The sequence below is a fragment of the Curtobacterium sp. 1544 genome (assembly GCF_040544915.1).
GTDB classification, from domain to species: domain Bacteria; phylum Actinomycetota; class Actinomycetes; order Actinomycetales; family Microbacteriaceae; genus Curtobacterium; species Curtobacterium pusillum_C.
The window spans coordinates 102,272-118,976 of sequence record NZ_JBEPKX010000010.1; the positions used below are offsets into that span (position 1 = coordinate 102,272).

Consider the following 16,705-nt stretch of genomic DNA (forward strand, 5'->3'; position numbering starts at 1 on the left):
CCGCGGGGCTGCGTGGTCCCACAGGTCGCGTTCGGCATCCCGCAGGAGTCCTCCTGGGCGACTCGAAGCGCGCCTACGCTCCGAGCAACCGGCCGTACCCGACGGCTGGTCCCGGCTGTCCCGACAGCCGCTCGCACGTCGAGGAGCCCGACCCGATGAAGCACCGTCCGAGCTGTCGCACAGCAGCCCTCATCACCGCAGCGACCGGCACCGTCCTGGTCACGAGCGCGTTCGGCATCGTCCCCGCGATGGCCGTCACGGCGTCCCCGGACGCGGTGACGTCGACGTCGACGTCCGCGCCCGCCCCCGCCGACACCGTCGCGGCACCGGCGACGCCGACGCCCTCCGCCGACACCACGGCGAGCGCCCCCGAACCGTCGACCGCGGCCACGCCGAGCACACCGACGGCACCGGAACCCGCTGCCCCGGCCGCGACGACAGCACCGACGCTGACCACCCCGGCCGCTCCCGCCGCCCCGGCCGCAACCACGACGGCCCCGGCCACCGCAGGCCGACAGCCGACCTCGTCGACGACGACGACCGGCCGGACCCCGACCAGCCGACCGAGCACGCCCGGCCACGGCGACGACCACCGACCGGCCCCGACCTACTCCTCCACTTCGTCGCAGTCCGCCCCGGTCGTCCTGCCCACCGTGCAGGCCGGCGAGCACTTCACGGCCGACCTCCGCGCCCAGCACGCCGACGGCGCGACCTACACGCTGACGACCGTCGAGGGCGGCGCGGTCGTCCTGCCCGAGGGCCTGTCGTTCCGCCACGGCATCCTCAGCGGCGTCCCCACGACGTCGGGGACCTTCACCGCCCTGGTCACGGCGACGAACGACTGCGGCTCCGCCAGCCAGTGGATCCGCATCACCGTCGAGCCCACCGAGGCGGCCCACCTCGGCGCCGCCGTGTACAGCGTCCCCGCTGCCTCGGACGGCTCGTACACGTGGGTCGCCCCGGACGGCACGACCGCTCCGGCCCCGATCCGCGTCGACGAGGACGGATCGATCACCGTCGTCCCGTGGGCGTTCGACGCGAACTGGAACCGCGTGGACGTGAGCGATGTCGTCCAGCTCACCTCGGACCAGGAGACCGACGTCATCGTGCCGACCGACGGCGGGTTCACCGTGACGTTCCCGCACGCCTCCCCGCACATCCTGACCCTCACGGTGGACTGCGTGTCCGTCACGTTCGCGGTGGAGGTGGTCGACACCACGCCGACGACGACCCCGACCGAGCCGACGACGCCGACGACACCGGCAACCCCGGTCACGCCGACCACGCCCGTCAGCGAGCCGGACGTCCCGACGCAGGTGGTGGCGCTGCCGACCGAGGTCCGCATCACGCAGACCACGTCGGGCGCACTCAGCCCCGTCGCCACGTCCGATCCGGTGGCCACGACCGACGAGCTCGCCTACACCGGCGCCGACACCACGACGCCGATCGGTTGGGCGGCTGGCCTGCTCGCCGCCGGTGTCGCGCTCCTCGGGATCCGTCGCCTCCGGCGCAGCCGCCACCGCGCCTGAGCGACCGAGAACGACCGGGCAGTGCCGCGGTGTGCAACGACGCACACCGCGGCACTGCTCTGTCCGGAGCGCGATCCGTCAGGCGTGCGCGAGCGGGTCCAGCTGCTCGGGCGTCGCGTCAGCAGCGGCGGTCGACCGGCTGAGGGTCTCCCACCGCTCGTCCTCGGCGAGGAGCGCCCGACCCGCGGCGGTGGCGATGCCGTAGGCGTCGGGGCCGACGAGCAGGCGGAGCGGCGGCTCGTCCATCGCGACCACCTCGAGCACGAGCTGCGCGACGAGGTCCGGGTCGCTCGCTCCGATGTTCGTGCCCCCGTGCATGCGGGCAGAGGCTCCGACGGTCGCCGCGTACTCGGGACGCACCGGCGCGACCCGCATCGACGAGCCGGCCCAGTCCGTGCGCATCCCGCCCGGCTCGAGGACGGTGACGCGGACCCCGAGCGGCGCGACCTCGGCGGCGAGCACGGACGAGAACCCGCCGACCGCCCACTTCGCCGTCTGGTACGCGCCGAGGCCCGGGGTGGCCAGGCGACCGCCGACGGACGACACCTGCACGACGTGCCCGCTCCCCTGCTCCCGCATCACCGGCAGCGCGGCCTGCGTCAGGGTCACCACGCCGAAGAGGTTCGTCTCCACCTGTGCGCGGAAGTCGTCGGGCTCGACGTCCTCGATGCTCGCGAGGTTCGCGTACCCGGCGTTGTTCACGAGCACGTCGAGCCGGCCGAACCGCTCGACGGCCGTGTGGACAGCGGTGCGGGCAGCGTCGGCGTCGGTGACGTCCAGCGCGACGGGCACGAGCACCGACCCCTCGGGGACGGTGACGTCGTCGAGGGCGTGGAGGTCACGCACCCCGGCGACGACCTGGTGGCCGGCGGCGAGCGCGGCGGTGACGATCGAGCGACCGAGGCCTCGCGAGGCGCCGGTGACGAGGAAGACGGACATGGTGTTCCTAACTGACTGGTTGGTTGACAGCAGCCATGGAACACCCGCTGCGCTCGGTTGTCAACCGTCCGGTTGATAGCATGCCGTCGTGCCCATGCCCCGTGATGCCGACGCGACCCGCGCCCGCCTGCTGCTCGCCGCGCGCGACGAGTTCGCCGCCGTCGGCATCGCCGGTGCCCGCGTCGACCGGATCGCCGCCGCAGCCGCGAGCAACAAGGCGCAGATCTACCACTACTTCGGCAGCAAGGACGGCCTGTTCGACGCGGTCTTCGACGCCATGGTGGCGGAGACCCTCGACGAGGTCACGATCGACCCGGACGACCTGGCCGAGTACGCCGGACGCCTCCACGACTCCTACGTGCGCCGACCGTGGGTGCAGCGACTGGCGACCTGGTACCGGCTCGAGCGGGGCGACTCCGACCACCCGATCGACGCCGTCGTCCGGAGCAACGCCGGGAAGCTCCGGGCGATCGAGGAGGCCCAGCGCGACGGCCGGCTGTCCTCGACGTTCTCACCGTCGGAGCTCCTCGGAGTCGTCATCCACACCGCCGCGCTCTGGAGCGGTGCCACCCCGGAGTACGCCCGACTGACCGACGAGGTCGGGGCGGGCCGCCGACGCACGGTCGTCGTGGCGACGGTCGCCGCCGCCCTCCGGGCCTGAGCGGCCGTCAGACGACCGACCAGCCGCCGTCGCTCGGCAGCACCGCGCCGTTCACGTTCGCCGAGTCGTCGCTGAGCAGCCAGGTGATCGCGGCCGCCAGCTGCTCCGGCTGCGCGACCGGCGGGATGGCCACCTGCATGATCGGACCGACCCGGCCCGCCGCGTACTCGCTGCGCATCGGCGCCTCGATGTTCGTGGCGACCGCTCCCGGCGCGACCGCGTTGGCGCGGATGCCCTGCGGCCCGTGGAAGAACGCGACGCTCTTCGTGAACCCGGCGATCGCGTGCTTCGACGCCGTGTACACAGCACCGGCAGCCGAGGCCCGGAGCGCGGCTTCGGACGCCACGTTCACGACGGCCCCTCGGCCGGCGGCGATCATCAGCGGCAGGACCGCCCGTGTGAGGCGCATCGGCCCGGTGACGTTCACACTGAACACGCGGTCCCAGGTGGCGTCGTCGACCTCGCTCGGCGGCAGGAAGGCGTCCATGATGCCGGCGACGTTCGCGAGTCCGTCGATGCGCTCCCCCGCGGCGGCGATCAGGGCGTCGATCGTGTCGTCCGCGGCGACGTCCCCGACCACGGTCTCGACGGCGCCGGGCAGGCCGGTCAGCTCGGCACGCAACGCGTCGAGCCGCTCAGGCACGACGTCGGTGGCGATCACACGCCCACCCTCGTTCGCGACCCGCGTCGCCGTGGCGCGTCCGATGCCGGACCCCGCTCCGGTGACGATGATGGTCCTGCCGGTGAACCGTCCGGCGGTGGTGTCGGTCATGTCGTCTCCTCACTGAGAGGCGCTCGATGCGCCATGCTGGTTGTAGCACTCAGTGCCGAAAGGAATCCATGAGCTCGACGAGCGACCGACAGACCGGCCGCCCCCGGACGATCGACCCGGCTGCGGTCTCGCTCGTCGCACTGCGGATGTTCGACGAGCGGGGCTTCGACGCGGTGTCGATGGACGACGTCGCCACGGCCGCCGGGATCAGCCGTCGATCACTGTTCCGACTGTTCCCCAGCAAGGCGGCGCTCGTGTGGGGCGGCCTCGACGAGTTCGCGGTCCGGTTCACCGACGAACTCCGCGTGCGGCCGGCATCCGAGTCCGCCTGGGTCGCACTCCGCGCGGCCTACCGTGTCGGAGCCACGTTCCCGGACGGTACCGTCGAGGTCACCCGACACCGACTCCGCGTGATCCGGGCCAACCCGTCGCTCGAACGCGGCGGCGAGGCTGCGTCGAACGCGCTCACCGGTGTCATCGAGCGGTTCGTCGCTGAGCGCGACGGCGGGACGGTCGACGACCTGACGACGACCGTGCGGGCGCACGCCCTCGCCGCGGCGGCGAGCGCCGCGCTCACCTGGTGGGCGCTGCACGGCGACGGGCGGCCGGAGGACGTGGTGGACGAGGCCCTGGGGCTGTTCCACTGACGGACTGGAGGCACGGGTCGACGCCGCCACGTGCCTCCAGTCCGTCACCGGGTGACCATCTCGATCAGTGGCTGCGGATGCGCTTGCCGCGCACGTCACGGGACAGCGCGTCGATGCGCGCGAGGTCGTCGGCCGTCAGGACGACGTCTGCTGCCGCAACGTTGTCCGCGACGCGGACCGGGTTCTTCGAACCCGGGATCGGGACGATGTCGTCACGCTGGGCGAGGATCCACGCGAGGGACAACTGCGCGAGCGAGATCCCGCGCTCGGCTGCGATCCTCGACAGCCCCTCGGCCACGACGACGTTCTGGTCGAAGTGCTCCGGAGCCCACCACTCGAGGATGTGCCGGATGTCGCCCTCCGGGTGGTCGGCACGCGGGCGGACGGCGCCGCTGAGGAACCCGCGGGCGAGCGGTGAGTACGCGACGAGACCGATGCCGAGCTCGTCGACGACGGGGAAGAGCTCCTCGGACTCCCGCGCGAAGACCGAGTACTCGGTCTGGAACACCGAGATCGGGTGCACGGCGTGGGCGCGGCGGATGTGCTCGCCGTCCGTGTTCGACAGCCCGAGGTACTCGACCTTGCCGGCCTGCACGAACTCCTGCATGACGCCGACGACGTCCTCGACCGGCACGGCGGGGTCGTGCACGTGCTGGTACAGGAGGTCGATCGAGTCGATGCCGAGGTTGGTGAGGCTCTGGTCGACGACCTGGCGGATGTGCTCGGGGCGGGAGTCCGGCTTCCAGTCGTCGGTGGTGAACCCGAACTTCGTCGCGATCGTGACCTCGTCGCGGATCGGGGCGAGCGCGGCGCCGAGGAGTCGTTCCCCGTCACCCCAGCCGTACATCTCCGCGGTGTCGAAGTGGGTGACGCCGAGTTCGTGGGCGCGGCGGATCGCGGCGATCGACTCCGTGTCGTCGGTCGGGCCGTACGCGAAGACCGTGCCCATCGCGCCGTAGCCGATCGACCCGACCGAGAGCCCCTGTGTTCCGAGTGTGCGCTGCTGCATGTGTCGTCCTTTCGTGGTGTCCGTGTCGAGCACGTGACACTGTACGCCGTTTCTGTCAGACTCTGTCAACTTCGGCACGAAGCGTCGCGCATGGTAGGATGCGAACGTGAGCGAGACGAACGTGCGGGGCGGCCTGCGGGACATCACCCGCGAGGCCGTGCGGTCCCGCATCGCCGCGGTCGCGGTCGCCCGCTTCGACGAACAGGGCTTCGACGCCGTGACGGTCGAGCAGATCGCCGCCGAGGTCGGCATCTCGGCACGCAGCTTCCACCGCTACTTCCCGGCGAAGGAGGACGCCGTCATCGGCGACCCCGGCCGGCACCGCGGTGCCCTCGCCGCCGCGTTCGAGGAGCGTCCCGCGACCGAGCCCGTGTGGGAGTCCCTGAGCGAGGCGTTCGCCGGGATGATGGTCCGCGCCGACGAGGACGTCGAGTACGGCCGACGGTCCGTCCGGGTGATGATGTCGACGCCCTCGCTGCGGGCCCGGAACCTCGAGAAGCACCTCGCGTGGGCGGAGGTGCTGACGCCGCTCGTGACCGCCAGGCTCGACGGCGCCGACGTCGAACTCCGCGCGGCCGTCCTCGTGCAGGCGTCCCTCGGGTGCTTCGACGTCGCGATCACGCGGTGGTCCGTCACCGACGAACCGGCGCCGGCACTCCTGCGCCGGACCTTCGACACGCTCCGCGCCGCCGTCTGAGCGGGTACGGTGCGGGCATGAACGTCAGCGGGCCCTCGCCCTACTTCCTCCTCGACGGCACCGCGCGTCGGGCTCTCGACCGCTGGCAGCGGGTGTTCGGCGGCGAGGTGCGGATCGCGACCTTCGCGGACTTCTCACGCGACGACGGTCCCGTCGACGCGGTCGCGCACGGCCAGCTCGCCGGCGGGCTGCAGCTCTTCGCGGCCGACGCCGGGACCGACGACACCGCCTTCACCTCGACCGGGTTGATGTTCTCGCTGCTCGGTGCCGCAGAGCCCGACGTCCTCCGGGGGTGGTTCGACGACCTCGCCGCCGACGGGACGATCGTCGAGCCGCTCCAGGAACGGCCGTGGGGCGACTGGGACGGCACCGTGCGGGACGTCTTCGGCGTCACGTGGCTGATCGGCTTCGAGGCGTCGGCGCTGGCGTGAGCGATCGTCCGACGGTCCTGTTCGTCTGCGTGCACAACGCCGGACGATCGCAGATGGCGGCGGGGTACCTGCAGCACCTCGCCGGAGACCGCGTCCGCGTGTTCTCGGCGGGCAGCGAACCGGCCGACCGGGTCAACGCGGTCGCCGTGCAGGCGATGGCCGAGGACGGCATCGACATCGCCGGCGCCGAGCCTGCCGTGCTCGAGACGGACACCGTGCGGGAGTCCGACGTCTTGATCACGATGGGGTGCGGGGACGCCTGCCCGGTCTTCCCCGGCAAGCGCTACGAGGATTGGTCGCTCGATGACCCGGCCGGGCTGCCGATCCAGGACGTCCGGCCGATCCGCGACGCGATCCGTGCCCGGGTCGAGGGCCTGATCGCGTCACTCTGAGGCGGTGTCCGACCTACCGCGCGTCGATCGGGAGCAGCGGCGCCCAGTACGCGTCCGGCCCGTCGGCCACGACGGCGTCGGACTCGAACCGGAAGCCGTAGTCGCGCACGAAGTCGAGCGCGGCGGCCTGCTCGCCGGCGGCATCGTCGTCCGCGGCGTCGAAGAGGTACTCGCCGTGCCCCATCCGCACACCGGAGTCGCTGATCACCGTGAGGTCCCAGCGCCCTTCCTCGGCGCGCTCGATCCGGACGACGGCGGCCTGGGATGCGGTGAAGTCAGCCATGCCGCGAGCATACGGAGGACGGCTGCGCGCCGTTCAGCTGTCGCGGCGACCGCCGGCTGGCACCCGAACTGGGGCACAGCATTGTCGAAGAGCTTTATGGGGAAACTCTCATCTTTGAGATACTGAGGAGTATGACAACACCCGAGCCGCAGGGGAGCGGCATGTCGCAGACTCCTCCCCCGTACCAGCAGCCCCAGCCCGGTCAGGCCGGCCAGGCCTACGCGCCCTACCCAGGCGCTCCCGCCCCACAGAAGCGCGCCGGCGGTCTCGCCATCGCCGCGCTCGTCGTCGGTATCGCAGCGTTCGTGTTCGGATGGGCGCCGGTGTTCGGTGCGATCGTCGGCATCGTCGCGATCGTCCTCGCCGTCATCGCGCTGCGCAAGCAGCAGTCGAAGGGCATGGCCATCACCGGTCTCGTGCTCGGTGCAGTCGCCGCGCTCACGTCCATCACCTTCGCGGCCGGGATCGGCGCCGCCTTCAACTCGGGCGCCGAGGCCGCGAAGGACTCCTCCGTCGTGGCCGAGTCTGCGACTCCCGAGCCGGCGACGGCCGACGAGTCGGAGAGCACTGAGCCCTCCGAGGCAGCGTCCGAGAGCACTGAAGCAGCGCCCGAGGAGGCGTCGGTGCCGGTGGAGTACACCTCCGCGCTGACCAAGGCCGAGAGCTACGCCGAGATCATGCACATGAGCAAGGCCGGCATCTACGACCAGCTGACGTCGGAGTACGGCGAGCAGTTCTCGCCCGAGGCCGCGCAGTACGCGATCGACACTGTCAAGGCCGACTGGAACGCGAACGCACTCGCGAAGGCCAAGTCGTACCAGGAGGACATGTCGATGTCGCCGGCCGCCATCCGCGACCAACTCGTCAGCGAGTACGGCGAGAAGTTCCTGCCGGCCGAAGCCGACTACGCGATCGCGCACATCAACGACTGACCCCTACCGATGCGGAGGCCCTGTCCCCGGACGGGGCCTTCGCTGTACCGTCGGTGCGTGGCGACGGTGCGGCAGGTGCAGGTGACGTTCGACTGCGCGGAACCCGAGCGGGTGGCGCGCTTCTGGTGCGAGGTGCTCGGCTACGTGGTGCCGCCGCCACCGCCCGGGTTCGACTCGTGGGACGCCTTCGACCGGTCGCTGCCGCTCGAGCACCAGGGGTCGGCGTTCGCGTGCGTCGACCCGACCGGCGTCGGCCCACGGCTGTTCTTCCAACGGGTGCCGGAGGGCAAGGTCGTGAAGAACCGCGTGCACCTCGACGTCCGCGTCGGCACCGGGATGGTCGGCGACGAACGACTCGCCGCCCTCGACGCCGAGAGCGACCGGCTCGTCACCCTCGGGGCCACGCAGTTCCGCCGGGTGCTCGCGGACGAGGTCAACGAGTCGTGCATCGTCATGCAGGACGTCGAGGGCAACGAGTTCTGCCTCGACTGATCCCGGTCAGGCGACCGGGCCGTACTGCGGCACCTCGGCCTGGTCGAGCTCGAGTTCCGCGGTCTGCTGGATGAGCGCGAGGAGGTCAGCGTCGAGTCCCGGCGCGAACTCCTCGAGCCGCTCCGGCGCGATGAACGACGGGACGCCGACGGGTGCCTGCTCGGTGGCGGACAGGTCGGTGCCGTCTTTCGACGGGGACGCCCCGCGGAAGATCTTCGCCGCCTCGGACGCCCCGTCGAGGTCGAAGCTGTACTGCTTGCTCTGCAGACCGAGGTCGACGAGCTGCTTCACCTCGGGGAAGCGCTCGGCGTTCGTCTTCGGGATCGGCAGCAGGGTCTTCCAGTCGACACCGAGCGCCTCGAGTGCCTTGGCGTAGGCGTTCTCGTGCGCCTGGTCGCGGACGATCAGGTACGCGATGGTGCCACGGGCCGTGGGGTTGTCGGTCATCTCGTAGATGCGGCACTTCTGCAGGCGCCCGGTCGACTCGAGCATGAGGTTGTAGAGCAGGTCGAGGGGCAGGTTGCCGGAGTTGTAGACGTAGCTGCCGCTCCACGGGTTGCCGGCCGCGTCGACCGGCAGGGCGCCCTGGGCACCGACGAGGTAGTGGTGGATGTTGCCCGTGTCGAGGGCGATGTTCAGCGGCGTGGCACCCTTCGCACCGGGCTTGTCCACCGGGTCGGTGACCTTGCCGGAGTACCCCGGAGCACCGTCGAGCAGGCGGGAGATCGTGGTCCCGATGAGCTCGACGTGGCTGATCTCCTCGGTCCCGACGCCCTGGATGAGGTCGCGGAACGGCTTCGCCGCCGGCCCACGGAAGTTCATCGCCTGGAAGAGGTACTGCATCATCGTGCGCATCTCGCCGAACTGCCCGCCGAGGCCCTCCTGCAGGGCGTTCGCGGCTGCGGGGTCCGGCTCGCCGTCGGCGATCTCGTTGATCCAGGTCTGTGCGTGGAAGTACATGGAGCCTCCTTGCTGTCGAGCGGCTGGTCACCGCTGACCTCACCGTCCTCGGGGCCGACTGGCAGCCCTTACGGTTCAGCCAGCAAGCGCAGTGGGGGCGAGCCGTGGGTAGCGTCGACGCATGCAGACGCCGGCGTCGATGCCCCACCGCCTCCGGACGACCCGGCTGGTCCTGGACGGCTGGTCGGACGGCGACGCCGACTGGTACGCGGACCTCGTCGGCGAACGGAGTGCCGCTGCCGCCCGTCGGGGTGAACCGCCGACTCCCCGGACCGCCGGTCGCCCGGACCACGACGCGGCCGCGACCTCGGTGCTGTCCCTCGCCGGCACGATCGGCACCGCGCTGCCGCTCTACCCGGTCCGACTGGCCGCGACCGGGTCGCCCCTCGGGTACTGCGGACTCGTCGTCGGGCGGTCGACACCGGAGGAGCCCGAGCTCGCGTACGAGTTCCTCGAGGCCGCGCACGGACACGGGCACGCCACCGAGGCAGCCACTGCCGTCGTCGCAGCGGCACGAGCCATCGGGTACGAACGGCTCTGGGCCACGATCCGGGCGTGGAACGCGCCGTCGTTCCGGGTCGCCGCGCGGCTCGGGTTCGTCCACGACCCCGCTGCGACCACTGCCCACCCGGAGCCCGACGACGGCCGCGGAGCACAGACCTGGAACCGCCTCGACCTCTGATCTCGCCCAGCCGTCCCGCGCAGTGGGGGTCCCTTCCGCGCCGGGATGGACGACACTGGACGGGTATGCAATCAGCAGTGACGCCGATCCACGTCGATCGTCGGGGTTCCCTCGTCGACGACGCCGTCGCACTGTACGAGCGTGCGTACGCCAGCCGCGACATCCACATCGGCGAGGCCGCCCGGGACGGGTTCGCCTACCGCTTCCGAGCCGTCGGCGACCAGGACGTCACCATGGGGACCTCGGACGTCGCGGCACACCGCTGGGGCACGATCTCGCCCGGCACCGACTACGTCCTCGTGTGGGCGACGTCGCCCGGCATGACCATCGACACCGACTCCCGCGACCCCGTCCAGCTCCTGCCGGGCATCCCCGTGATGTACCCGGCCGGCCGCGACTTCCGCTTCGACGGACTCCCGTCCGGGCAGCACTCGGTGCGCTTCGGCGGGGCTTTCCTCGAGTCGATCGCGGCGGCCCGGCGCGGTGACGACGAGCCGCGGCAGCTCGCGTTCCGGGGCGCGCTCGGGGTGGACGCGCTCCGTCGACTCCGCAGCCGGATCGGGGAAGCCGCACCGCGCCTCCTGGACGCTTCGACGCCCGCGGCGGACCGGGCCCGGTGGAACCAGTCCATCGCGGACGCCGTCGTCGCCGCGTTCGACGCGACCCCGTCGCGAGCGCCGACGGCGGCCGTCGGCTCGTCGACGATCCGCTTCGCCAAGGAGTGGATGGTCGCGAACGCCCGGCGACCGCTCACCGTCGCCGAGGTGAGCGAGGCGGCCGGCGTCAGCGCGCGCGGGCTGCAGGCGGCGTTCCAGCGGCACGTCGGCGTACGGCCGATGCAGTTCCTGCGCGAGACGCGTCTGCACGGCGTCCGGTCCGACCTGCTGGCCGCCGACCCCGACGGGACGACCGTCGCCGAGATCGCCGTGTCGTGGGGGTTCCACCACCTCGGTCGCTTCTCGGGTTACTACGCCGACGTGTACGGCGAGCCGCCGTCCGAGACCCTCCGCGGGCGACGCGGTCCCCGCTAGGGGCTCGCGGCTCCCGCTAGGGTGAGCCCATGTCAGTCGGTCTGCTCGCCATCGTCGACGACGTGCTCTCCGCAGCGCTGAAGGCCAGTGCCAAGACGGCGGGTGTCGTCATCGACGACGCCGCGGTCACCCCGCAGTACGTCCAGGGACTCACCCCCGCCCGCGAACTGCCGGTCGTCGGCCGGATCGCACTCGGCAGCCTCTTCAACAAGTTCATCATCATCATCCCGCTGGCGCTCCTGCTGTCGGCGTTCGCGCCGTGGGTGCTGCCGTGGCTGCTGCTCATCGGCGGCACCTACCTGTGCTTCGAGGGCGCCGAGAAGGTCACCGAGTGGTTCGGCCACCACCACGCCACCGGCGACGAGCCCTCCGCCGACGAGCGGAAGCTGGTGTTCGGCGCCATCCGCACGGACCTCATCCTGAGCACCGAGATCATGCTCATCGCGCTCGCGAGCCTCGACCCGGACCTCGGGACCTGGCTCACGCTCGGCGCGCTGATCGTCATCGGGCTCGGCATGACGGCTCTGGTCTACGGCGCCGTCGCGCTCCTCGTGAAGGTCGACGACATCGGCCTGCAGATGATGAAGCACCCCGTCCGTCGGACCCGGCGTTCCGGGGCGCGCATCGTGCTCGCGATGCCCACGGTCTTCCGGGTGATCAGCATCGTCGGCACCGTCGCGATGCTCTGGGTCGGCGGGCACCTCGTCATCGCGAACCTGGCGGAGACGTTCTGGCACGGGCCGTACGACCTGCTGCACGTCGTCGAGCACGGGGTCGAGGCCGCCGGGCCCGTCGTCACGTGGATCGTCGACACGGCGATCTCGGCAGTGTTCGGTCTGCTGCTCGGTCTCGTGGTCGTCGCGATCGCGCTCGGGGTCGGACGACTGCGGAGCCGGTCCACGGAGCGCAGCCGGTCCACGCAGGGCAGCCACACCGCCCACTGAGGGAGACCTCGGGCCGTGACACTGTTCAGCGAACGCTGTACAGTTGCGCCATGCTGACCGCCGCCCCGCGACTCGACGTGATGAACCGCCTCGGTCGAGCCCTCGCCGATCCGACGCGCGCACGGATCCTGCTGCGCCTCCTCGACTCCCCCGGGTACCCCTCCGAGCTCGCGGACGAACTCGGCCTCACCCGGGCGAACGTGTCGAACCACCTCGCGTGCCTGCGCGGGTGCGGCATCGTCGCGACCGTCCCCGAAGGGCGTCGCACCCGGTACGAGATCGCCGACGCGCACCTCACCCGGGCGCTGGAGTCCCTGGTCGACGTCGTCCTCGCCGTCGACGACGGCGTCGGCTGCACCGACGACGACTGCGACGTCCCGCTCTGCTGCGGACCGGGCGCATGACCGGCGCGGTGTCCATCGGCGTCCGTCCCGCCCCGACGGCCGCGCGGCAGGCGCTCCTCCGGAAGCGCATCCGGTGGATCGTCGCCGCGACCATCACCTACAACGTGGTCGAGGCGGTCGTCGCGATCGCCGCGGGCTCGGTGGCGTCGTCCACCGCGCTCATCGGCTTCGGGCTGGACTCGATCGTCGAGGTCCTGTCGGCAGCGGCCGTCGCGTGGCAGTTCGCCGGGCGTGACCCGGAGGCACGCGAGCGGACGGCGCTCCGGGTCATCGCCGTGTCGTTCTTCGGACTCGCGCTCTACGTCACCGTCGACGCCGTGCTGACGCTGACCGGGCTGCGCGAGCCGGAGCACAGCACCGTCGGCATCGTGCTGGCAGCGGTCAGCCTGGCCGTGATGCCGTTCCTCAGCCTGCTCGAACGGCGGACGGGCACGGAACTCGGCTCGGCGTCGGCGATCGCGGACTCCAAGCAGACGCTCGTGTGCAGCTACCTCTCCGCCGCCGTCCTGGTCGGACTCCTCCTCAACACCCTGTTCGGGTGGACCTGGGCCGACCCCGTCGCCGGCCTCGTCGTGGTCGTCTTCGCGGTGCGCGAGGGCCTCGAGGCGTGGCGCGGCGACGCCTGCAAGCAGCCGGTCGCGGCGCTCACGGGTGAGCGCGCGGGCGACGCGTGCGACTGCTGCTGACGGTCCACTGACGGACTGGAGGCACGGTGCGGGCGCGCCACGCGCCTCCAGTCCGACAGCCCGTCGGCGTCGTCAGATCTCGACGTCGCTGCCCATGGTCACCGTGCGGTGGGCCGGCAGGCCGAACCGCGCTGCCGGGTCGGCCGCGTTGTGCGCGAGCCCGACGAACAGCTTCTTCCGCCACCCGACCATGCCGCGGTGCCCCGGCGTCGGCCGGAGCGCGCCGCGGGAGATGAAGTACGACGCGTGCTCCATCTCGTCCGGGTCGATGTCGAGCACCTCGGCCAGGCACGCGGCGTGCAGGGCCTTCGGCAGGTCCTGGTCGTCCGAGAACCCGAACTTGATGGTGATGTGGTCGATGCCGTCGTCCTCGTACCCGAGGTCGTCGCGGAAGAACGCCCGCGCGTGCGGCACGTGGGGCACGTTGGCGGTGAGGACGGACACGATGAGCACGGTCCGGTGCAGCACGTGGTTGTGGTCGACGTTGGCGCGGAGGGCGAGCGGCGTCGTCTCCTTGTTCGGGTGCGGGAACACCGCGACACCGGGCACGCGCGGGACGTGGTCCTCGTTCACGCGCTCGATGAAGTCGGCGAGGGAACCCTCCCGTTCCTTGCGTTCCTCCTGCACGAGCGCCCGACCGCGGCGCCACGTCGTCATCACCGTGATCACCGCGAGCGCGATGAGGAGCGGCACCCACCCTCCGTGGATGATCTTCGACAGGTTGCCGGCCAGGAAGGTCAGCTCGAGTCCGCCGAACGCCACGGCGGCGAGCACGAGCTTCCACGGCTTCCACTTCCAGAGCGGCCGCACGACGAGCAACAGCAGGAGGGTGTCGACGACCAGTGCACCGGTCACGGACACCCCGTACGCGGTGGCGAGGTTCGCCGAGGACCGGAATGCGAGCATGATCGCCAGCACGCCGATGAACAGCAGCAGGTTCACGGCCGGCAGGTAGATCTGGCCGCTCTCCCGCCGCGAGGTCTGGCGGATCGTCAGGGGCGGCAGCAGGCCGAGCTGCACGGCCTGACGGGTGAGCGAGAAGGCACCCGAGATCACGGCCTGGCTGGCGATCACCGTCGCCATCGTCGCGAGCACCACGACCGGCAGCCGGAGCGCGTCCGGGAACAGCAGGAAGAACGGGTCCTTGGCGGCCGACGGGTCGCGGAGCACGAGGGAGGCCTGGCCGAGGTAGTTCAGCACGAGCGCCGGGAACACGACGAAGAACCAGGCCCGGAGGATCGCCGGCCGGCCGAAGTGCCCCATGTCGGCGTAGAGGGCCTCGGCGCCGGTGATCACCAGGACGACGGCGCCCATCGCCACGAACGTGATGTACGGGTGCGCGAACGTGAAGGCGATCGCCCACGTCGGCGACAGCCCCTGCAGCACCCCGGGGTGGGCGATGATGTGCGGTACCCCGGCGGCCGCGATGACCACGAACCAGAGCAGCATCACGGGGCCGAAGAGATTGCCGACCTTGCCGGTGCCGAACCGCTGGGCAGCGAACAGCACGACGAGGATGACCGCGGCGATCGGCACGATCAGGTGCCCGACCGCGGGTGCGGCGGTACCGAGGCCCTCGACCGCGGACAGCACCGAGACCGCGGGCGTGATGACCGAGTCGCCGTAGAAGAGCGAGACGCCGACGATCCCGATGACCAGGAAGATCACCGCACCGCCGCGACGCTTCGCGTAGAGCCTGCGGGCGAGTGCCGCGAGGGCCATCACCCCACCCTCGCCGTCGTTGTCGGCGCGCATGAGCACGAGGACGTACTTGATCGAGACGATGATCGTGATGCTCCAGAACATCATCGAGATCACGCCGTAGACGTCCTCCTGGTTCGCCTTCACGATGCCGTCGTCGATCGTGAACACCGTCCGCAGGGCGTACAGCGGACTCGTGCCGATGTCGCCGAACACCACCCCGAGGGCGGCGAGGGCGAGCACGGCGGCGCCCTTCTTGACCGCGCCGTGTCCGCCGTCCTCGGCGGTCTCGGTCGTCGGTGTCTCGGAGCGGGTCTCGGTCACGCTCGTCACTTCCGTCTCCGGCCGTCCGGGCGACGGCCGCCGCTCATCCTCGCACCGCCGACCTCGCCACGCTCGCAGCGCGCGCACATCATGCGGGAGTCGCTGGCCGCTGCCGTTCCAGTTCGTCGGCGACGACCGCCGCGAAGGCGTCCGCGCCGAAGTGGTCGTCGGCCGTGACGGTCACCACGGTGCCGCCGTCGACGTCGCGGTCGGTGTCGGTGTCGCGGTCGAACAGCAGCATCTGGCCGTACGCGCCGTGCAGGCGCCAGAGCCGCCCGGGTCCGCCCCACCCTGCCATCGCGTACCGCTCGTAGCCCGGCCCGGTCCCCTCGCGCTCGACCCAGTCGCCGTGCATGGCGTCGCACCACCGCGCACCGACGATGCGCCGACCCCCGAACACCCCGCGGTCCCGGATCAGCTGTCCGAGCCGGGCGAGCTCCTCCGTCCGGAGCGCCAGGCCCTCACCGGCGGCGACGAAGCCGTTCGGGCAGCGCTGCCAGGCGACGTCCTCGATGCCGAGCGGGTCGAACAGCCGGCGGGACACGTACTCCCCCACGTCGCCGATGCGCGTCGCGAGCACCCGCATCGCCGTGTACGTGCTCGCGTTCGCGTACTGGAACACCCGCCCGCGGGAGGGCCGCCCGAGGAACTCCGCCGCCAGGTCCGGCCAGTCGGTCAGCTCCGTCTCGGACCACGGCATGTCCACGCCGCTCGTCATGGTGAGGAGGTGCCGGAGGGTCACCTCCTCGGTCCCCGCGCCGAACGTCCAGTCGGGCAGGGACGAGGCGACCGGCTCGTCGACGTCCACGAGCCCGTCGTCCGCGGCCATCCCGGCGGCGAGGACGCAGACGCCCTTCGCGACGGAGTGGACCTCGCGTCGGACGTCGGGTGCCCAGTGGTGCTCGACGTCGTCGTCGCCGACGCGCACGTGCAGTCCCTGGGCGCCGAACCCGGTCTCGTCGACACGGCGGACGAGGGCGTCCAGGATCGTCTGCGCGGAGCTCACACCCCATCTTCTCGCGCCGCGCGCGTGGTGACCCCGGAACGGACTGGAGGCGGGGGGGGCCCGGGGCCCCCCCCCCCCCGCCCCCCCCCCCCCCCCCGCCCGGGGGCGGGGGGGGGGCGCCGCCCGCGGAGAATAGCGGCGGCGCCCCCCCCCACCACACCGCCGGGCGCGCGGAGAACACCC

Annotated in this window: 20 protein-coding genes; 13 read left to right on the forward strand and 7 right to left on the reverse strand. The window is 71.7% G+C overall.

The annotated features are described in order from the left end of the window. Nucleotides 1-155 precede the first annotated feature (155 nt). Nucleotides 156-1,529, forward strand: a complete 1,374-nt coding sequence (locus tag ABIC61_RS08425) for a hypothetical protein (RefSeq protein ID WP_354029548.1) — start codon at nucleotides 156-158, stop codon at nucleotides 1,527-1,529. A gap of 78 nt (nucleotides 1,530-1,607) precedes the next feature. On the opposite strand, the gene ABIC61_RS08430 is transcribed toward ABIC61_RS08425, so the two are convergent. Next, nucleotides 1,608-2,468 (reverse strand): SDR family NAD(P)-dependent oxidoreductase, encoded by an 861-nt coding sequence (locus tag ABIC61_RS08430; protein WP_354029549.1) that lies wholly within the window; start codon nucleotides 2,466-2,468, stop codon nucleotides 1,608-1,610. A gap of 94 nt (nucleotides 2,469-2,562) precedes the next feature. Between ABIC61_RS08430 and ABIC61_RS08435 the strand changes: the two genes are divergently transcribed. Next, nucleotides 2,563-3,129 (forward strand): TetR/AcrR family transcriptional regulator, encoded by a 567-nt coding sequence (locus ABIC61_RS08435; RefSeq protein ID WP_354029569.1) that lies wholly within the window; start codon nucleotides 2,563-2,565, stop codon nucleotides 3,127-3,129. A 7-nt stretch (nucleotides 3,130-3,136) separates the two neighbouring features. On the opposite strand, the gene ABIC61_RS08440 is transcribed toward ABIC61_RS08435, so the two are convergent. Continuing rightward, entirely contained in the window at nucleotides 3,137-3,901 is a 765-nt protein-coding gene (locus tag ABIC61_RS08440; RefSeq protein WP_354029550.1) for an SDR family NAD(P)-dependent oxidoreductase, read from the reverse strand. A 68-nt stretch (nucleotides 3,902-3,969) separates the two neighbouring features. Between ABIC61_RS08440 and ABIC61_RS08445 the strand changes: the two genes are divergently transcribed. Then, on the forward strand, nucleotides 3,970-4,548 hold the full coding sequence (locus tag ABIC61_RS08445; protein ID WP_354029551.1) for a TetR family transcriptional regulator: 579 nt from the start codon (nucleotides 3,970-3,972) through the stop codon (nucleotides 4,546-4,548). Nucleotides 4,549-4,612: 64 nt separating this feature from the next. Here the strand turns inward: ABIC61_RS08445 and ABIC61_RS08450 are convergent, their stop codons facing one another. Next, nucleotides 4,613-5,557 carry an aldo/keto reductase gene (locus tag ABIC61_RS08450; RefSeq protein WP_354029552.1) on the reverse strand — a complete coding sequence of 315 codons (945 nt, stop codon included), beginning with the start codon at nucleotides 5,555-5,557 and terminating at the stop codon, nucleotides 4,613-4,615. A 106-nt stretch (nucleotides 5,558-5,663) separates the two neighbouring features. On the opposite strand from ABIC61_RS08450, the gene ABIC61_RS08455 reads away from it, so the two are divergent. The 3 genes from ABIC61_RS08455 to ABIC61_RS08465 are packed head-to-tail and all read left to right on the forward strand — an operon-like array spanning nucleotide 5,664 to nucleotide 7,077. Beyond that, nucleotides 5,664-6,254 carry a TetR family transcriptional regulator gene (locus ABIC61_RS08455; RefSeq protein ID WP_354029553.1) on the forward strand — a complete coding sequence of 197 codons (591 nt, stop codon included), beginning with the start codon at nucleotides 5,664-5,666 and terminating at the stop codon, nucleotides 6,252-6,254. Between the two features lie 17 nt (nucleotides 6,255-6,271). Beyond that, nucleotides 6,272-6,685, forward strand: a complete 414-nt coding sequence (locus tag ABIC61_RS08460) for a VOC family protein (protein ID WP_354029554.1) — start codon at nucleotides 6,272-6,274, stop codon at nucleotides 6,683-6,685. Next, entirely contained in the window at nucleotides 6,682-7,077 is a 396-nt protein-coding gene (locus ABIC61_RS08465) for an arsenate reductase ArsC (protein ID WP_354029555.1), read from the forward strand. Before ABIC61_RS08460 ends, ABIC61_RS08465 begins: the two co-directional genes overlap by 4 nt. A gap of 13 nt (nucleotides 7,078-7,090) precedes the next feature. On the opposite strand, the gene ABIC61_RS08470 is transcribed toward ABIC61_RS08465, so the two are convergent. Further along, nucleotides 7,091-7,360: a hypothetical protein gene (locus ABIC61_RS08470; protein ID WP_354029556.1), complete on the reverse strand. Its 270-nt coding sequence runs from the start codon at nucleotides 7,358-7,360 to the stop codon at nucleotides 7,091-7,093. A 161-nt stretch (nucleotides 7,361-7,521) separates the two neighbouring features. Between ABIC61_RS08470 and ABIC61_RS08475 the strand changes: the two genes are divergently transcribed. Together ABIC61_RS08475 and ABIC61_RS08480 are read left to right on the forward strand one after the other, a co-directional pair. Further along, complete coding sequence (locus tag ABIC61_RS08475; protein WP_354029557.1) at nucleotides 7,522-8,292, forward strand: Ltp family lipoprotein; 771 nt, start codon at nucleotides 7,522-7,524, stop codon at nucleotides 8,290-8,292. 57 nt (nucleotides 8,293-8,349) lie between these two features. Continuing rightward, on the forward strand, nucleotides 8,350-8,784 hold the full coding sequence (locus ABIC61_RS08480; protein ID WP_354029558.1) for a VOC family protein: 435 nt from the start codon (nucleotides 8,350-8,352) through the stop codon (nucleotides 8,782-8,784). Between the two features lie 6 nt (nucleotides 8,785-8,790). Here the strand turns inward: ABIC61_RS08480 and ABIC61_RS08485 are convergent, their stop codons facing one another. Continuing rightward, nucleotides 8,791-9,744, reverse strand: coding sequence for a manganese catalase family protein (locus ABIC61_RS08485; RefSeq protein WP_354029559.1), 954 nt, complete (start codon nucleotides 9,742-9,744; stop codon nucleotides 8,791-8,793). A gap of 121 nt (nucleotides 9,745-9,865) precedes the next feature. On the opposite strand from ABIC61_RS08485, the gene ABIC61_RS08490 reads away from it, so the two are divergent. The 5 genes from ABIC61_RS08490 to ABIC61_RS08510 all read left to right on the forward strand — a co-directional run bounded on the left by ABIC61_RS08490 (nucleotide 9,866) and on the right by ABIC61_RS08510 (nucleotide 13,491). Next, nucleotides 9,866-10,426, forward strand: coding sequence for a GNAT family N-acetyltransferase (locus ABIC61_RS08490; RefSeq protein WP_354029560.1), 561 nt, complete (start codon nucleotides 9,866-9,868; stop codon nucleotides 10,424-10,426). Between the two features lie 65 nt (nucleotides 10,427-10,491). Next, nucleotides 10,492-11,457 (forward strand): helix-turn-helix transcriptional regulator, encoded by a 966-nt coding sequence (locus tag ABIC61_RS08495; RefSeq protein ID WP_354029561.1) that lies wholly within the window; start codon nucleotides 10,492-10,494, stop codon nucleotides 11,455-11,457. A 29-nt stretch (nucleotides 11,458-11,486) separates the two neighbouring features. Continuing rightward, nucleotides 11,487-12,401: a DUF808 domain-containing protein gene (locus ABIC61_RS08500; protein ID WP_354029562.1), complete on the forward strand. Its 915-nt coding sequence runs from the start codon at nucleotides 11,487-11,489 to the stop codon at nucleotides 12,399-12,401. Nucleotides 12,402-12,451: 50 nt separating this feature from the next. Beyond that, nucleotides 12,452-12,805, forward strand: a complete 354-nt coding sequence (cmtR, locus tag ABIC61_RS08505; protein WP_144755832.1) for a Cd(II)/Pb(II)-sensing metalloregulatory transcriptional regulator CmtR — start codon at nucleotides 12,452-12,454, stop codon at nucleotides 12,803-12,805. Then, nucleotides 12,802-13,491, forward strand: a complete 690-nt coding sequence (locus ABIC61_RS08510) for a cation diffusion facilitator family transporter (protein WP_354029563.1) — start codon at nucleotides 12,802-12,804, stop codon at nucleotides 13,489-13,491. Before cmtR ends, ABIC61_RS08510 begins: the two co-directional genes overlap by 4 nt. Nucleotides 13,492-13,563: 72 nt before the next feature. Here ABIC61_RS08510 and ABIC61_RS08515 read toward each other — a convergent pair whose 3' ends face one another. Then, nucleotides 13,564-15,516: a potassium transporter Kup gene (locus ABIC61_RS08515; protein WP_354029564.1), complete on the reverse strand. Its 1,953-nt coding sequence runs from the start codon at nucleotides 15,514-15,516 to the stop codon at nucleotides 13,564-13,566. Nucleotides 15,517-15,604: 88 nt separating this feature from the next. Continuing rightward, nucleotides 15,605-16,522, reverse strand: coding sequence for a serine hydrolase domain-containing protein (locus ABIC61_RS08520; RefSeq protein WP_354029565.1), 918 nt, complete (start codon nucleotides 16,520-16,522; stop codon nucleotides 15,605-15,607). Nucleotides 16,523-16,705: the final 183 nt, after the last annotated feature.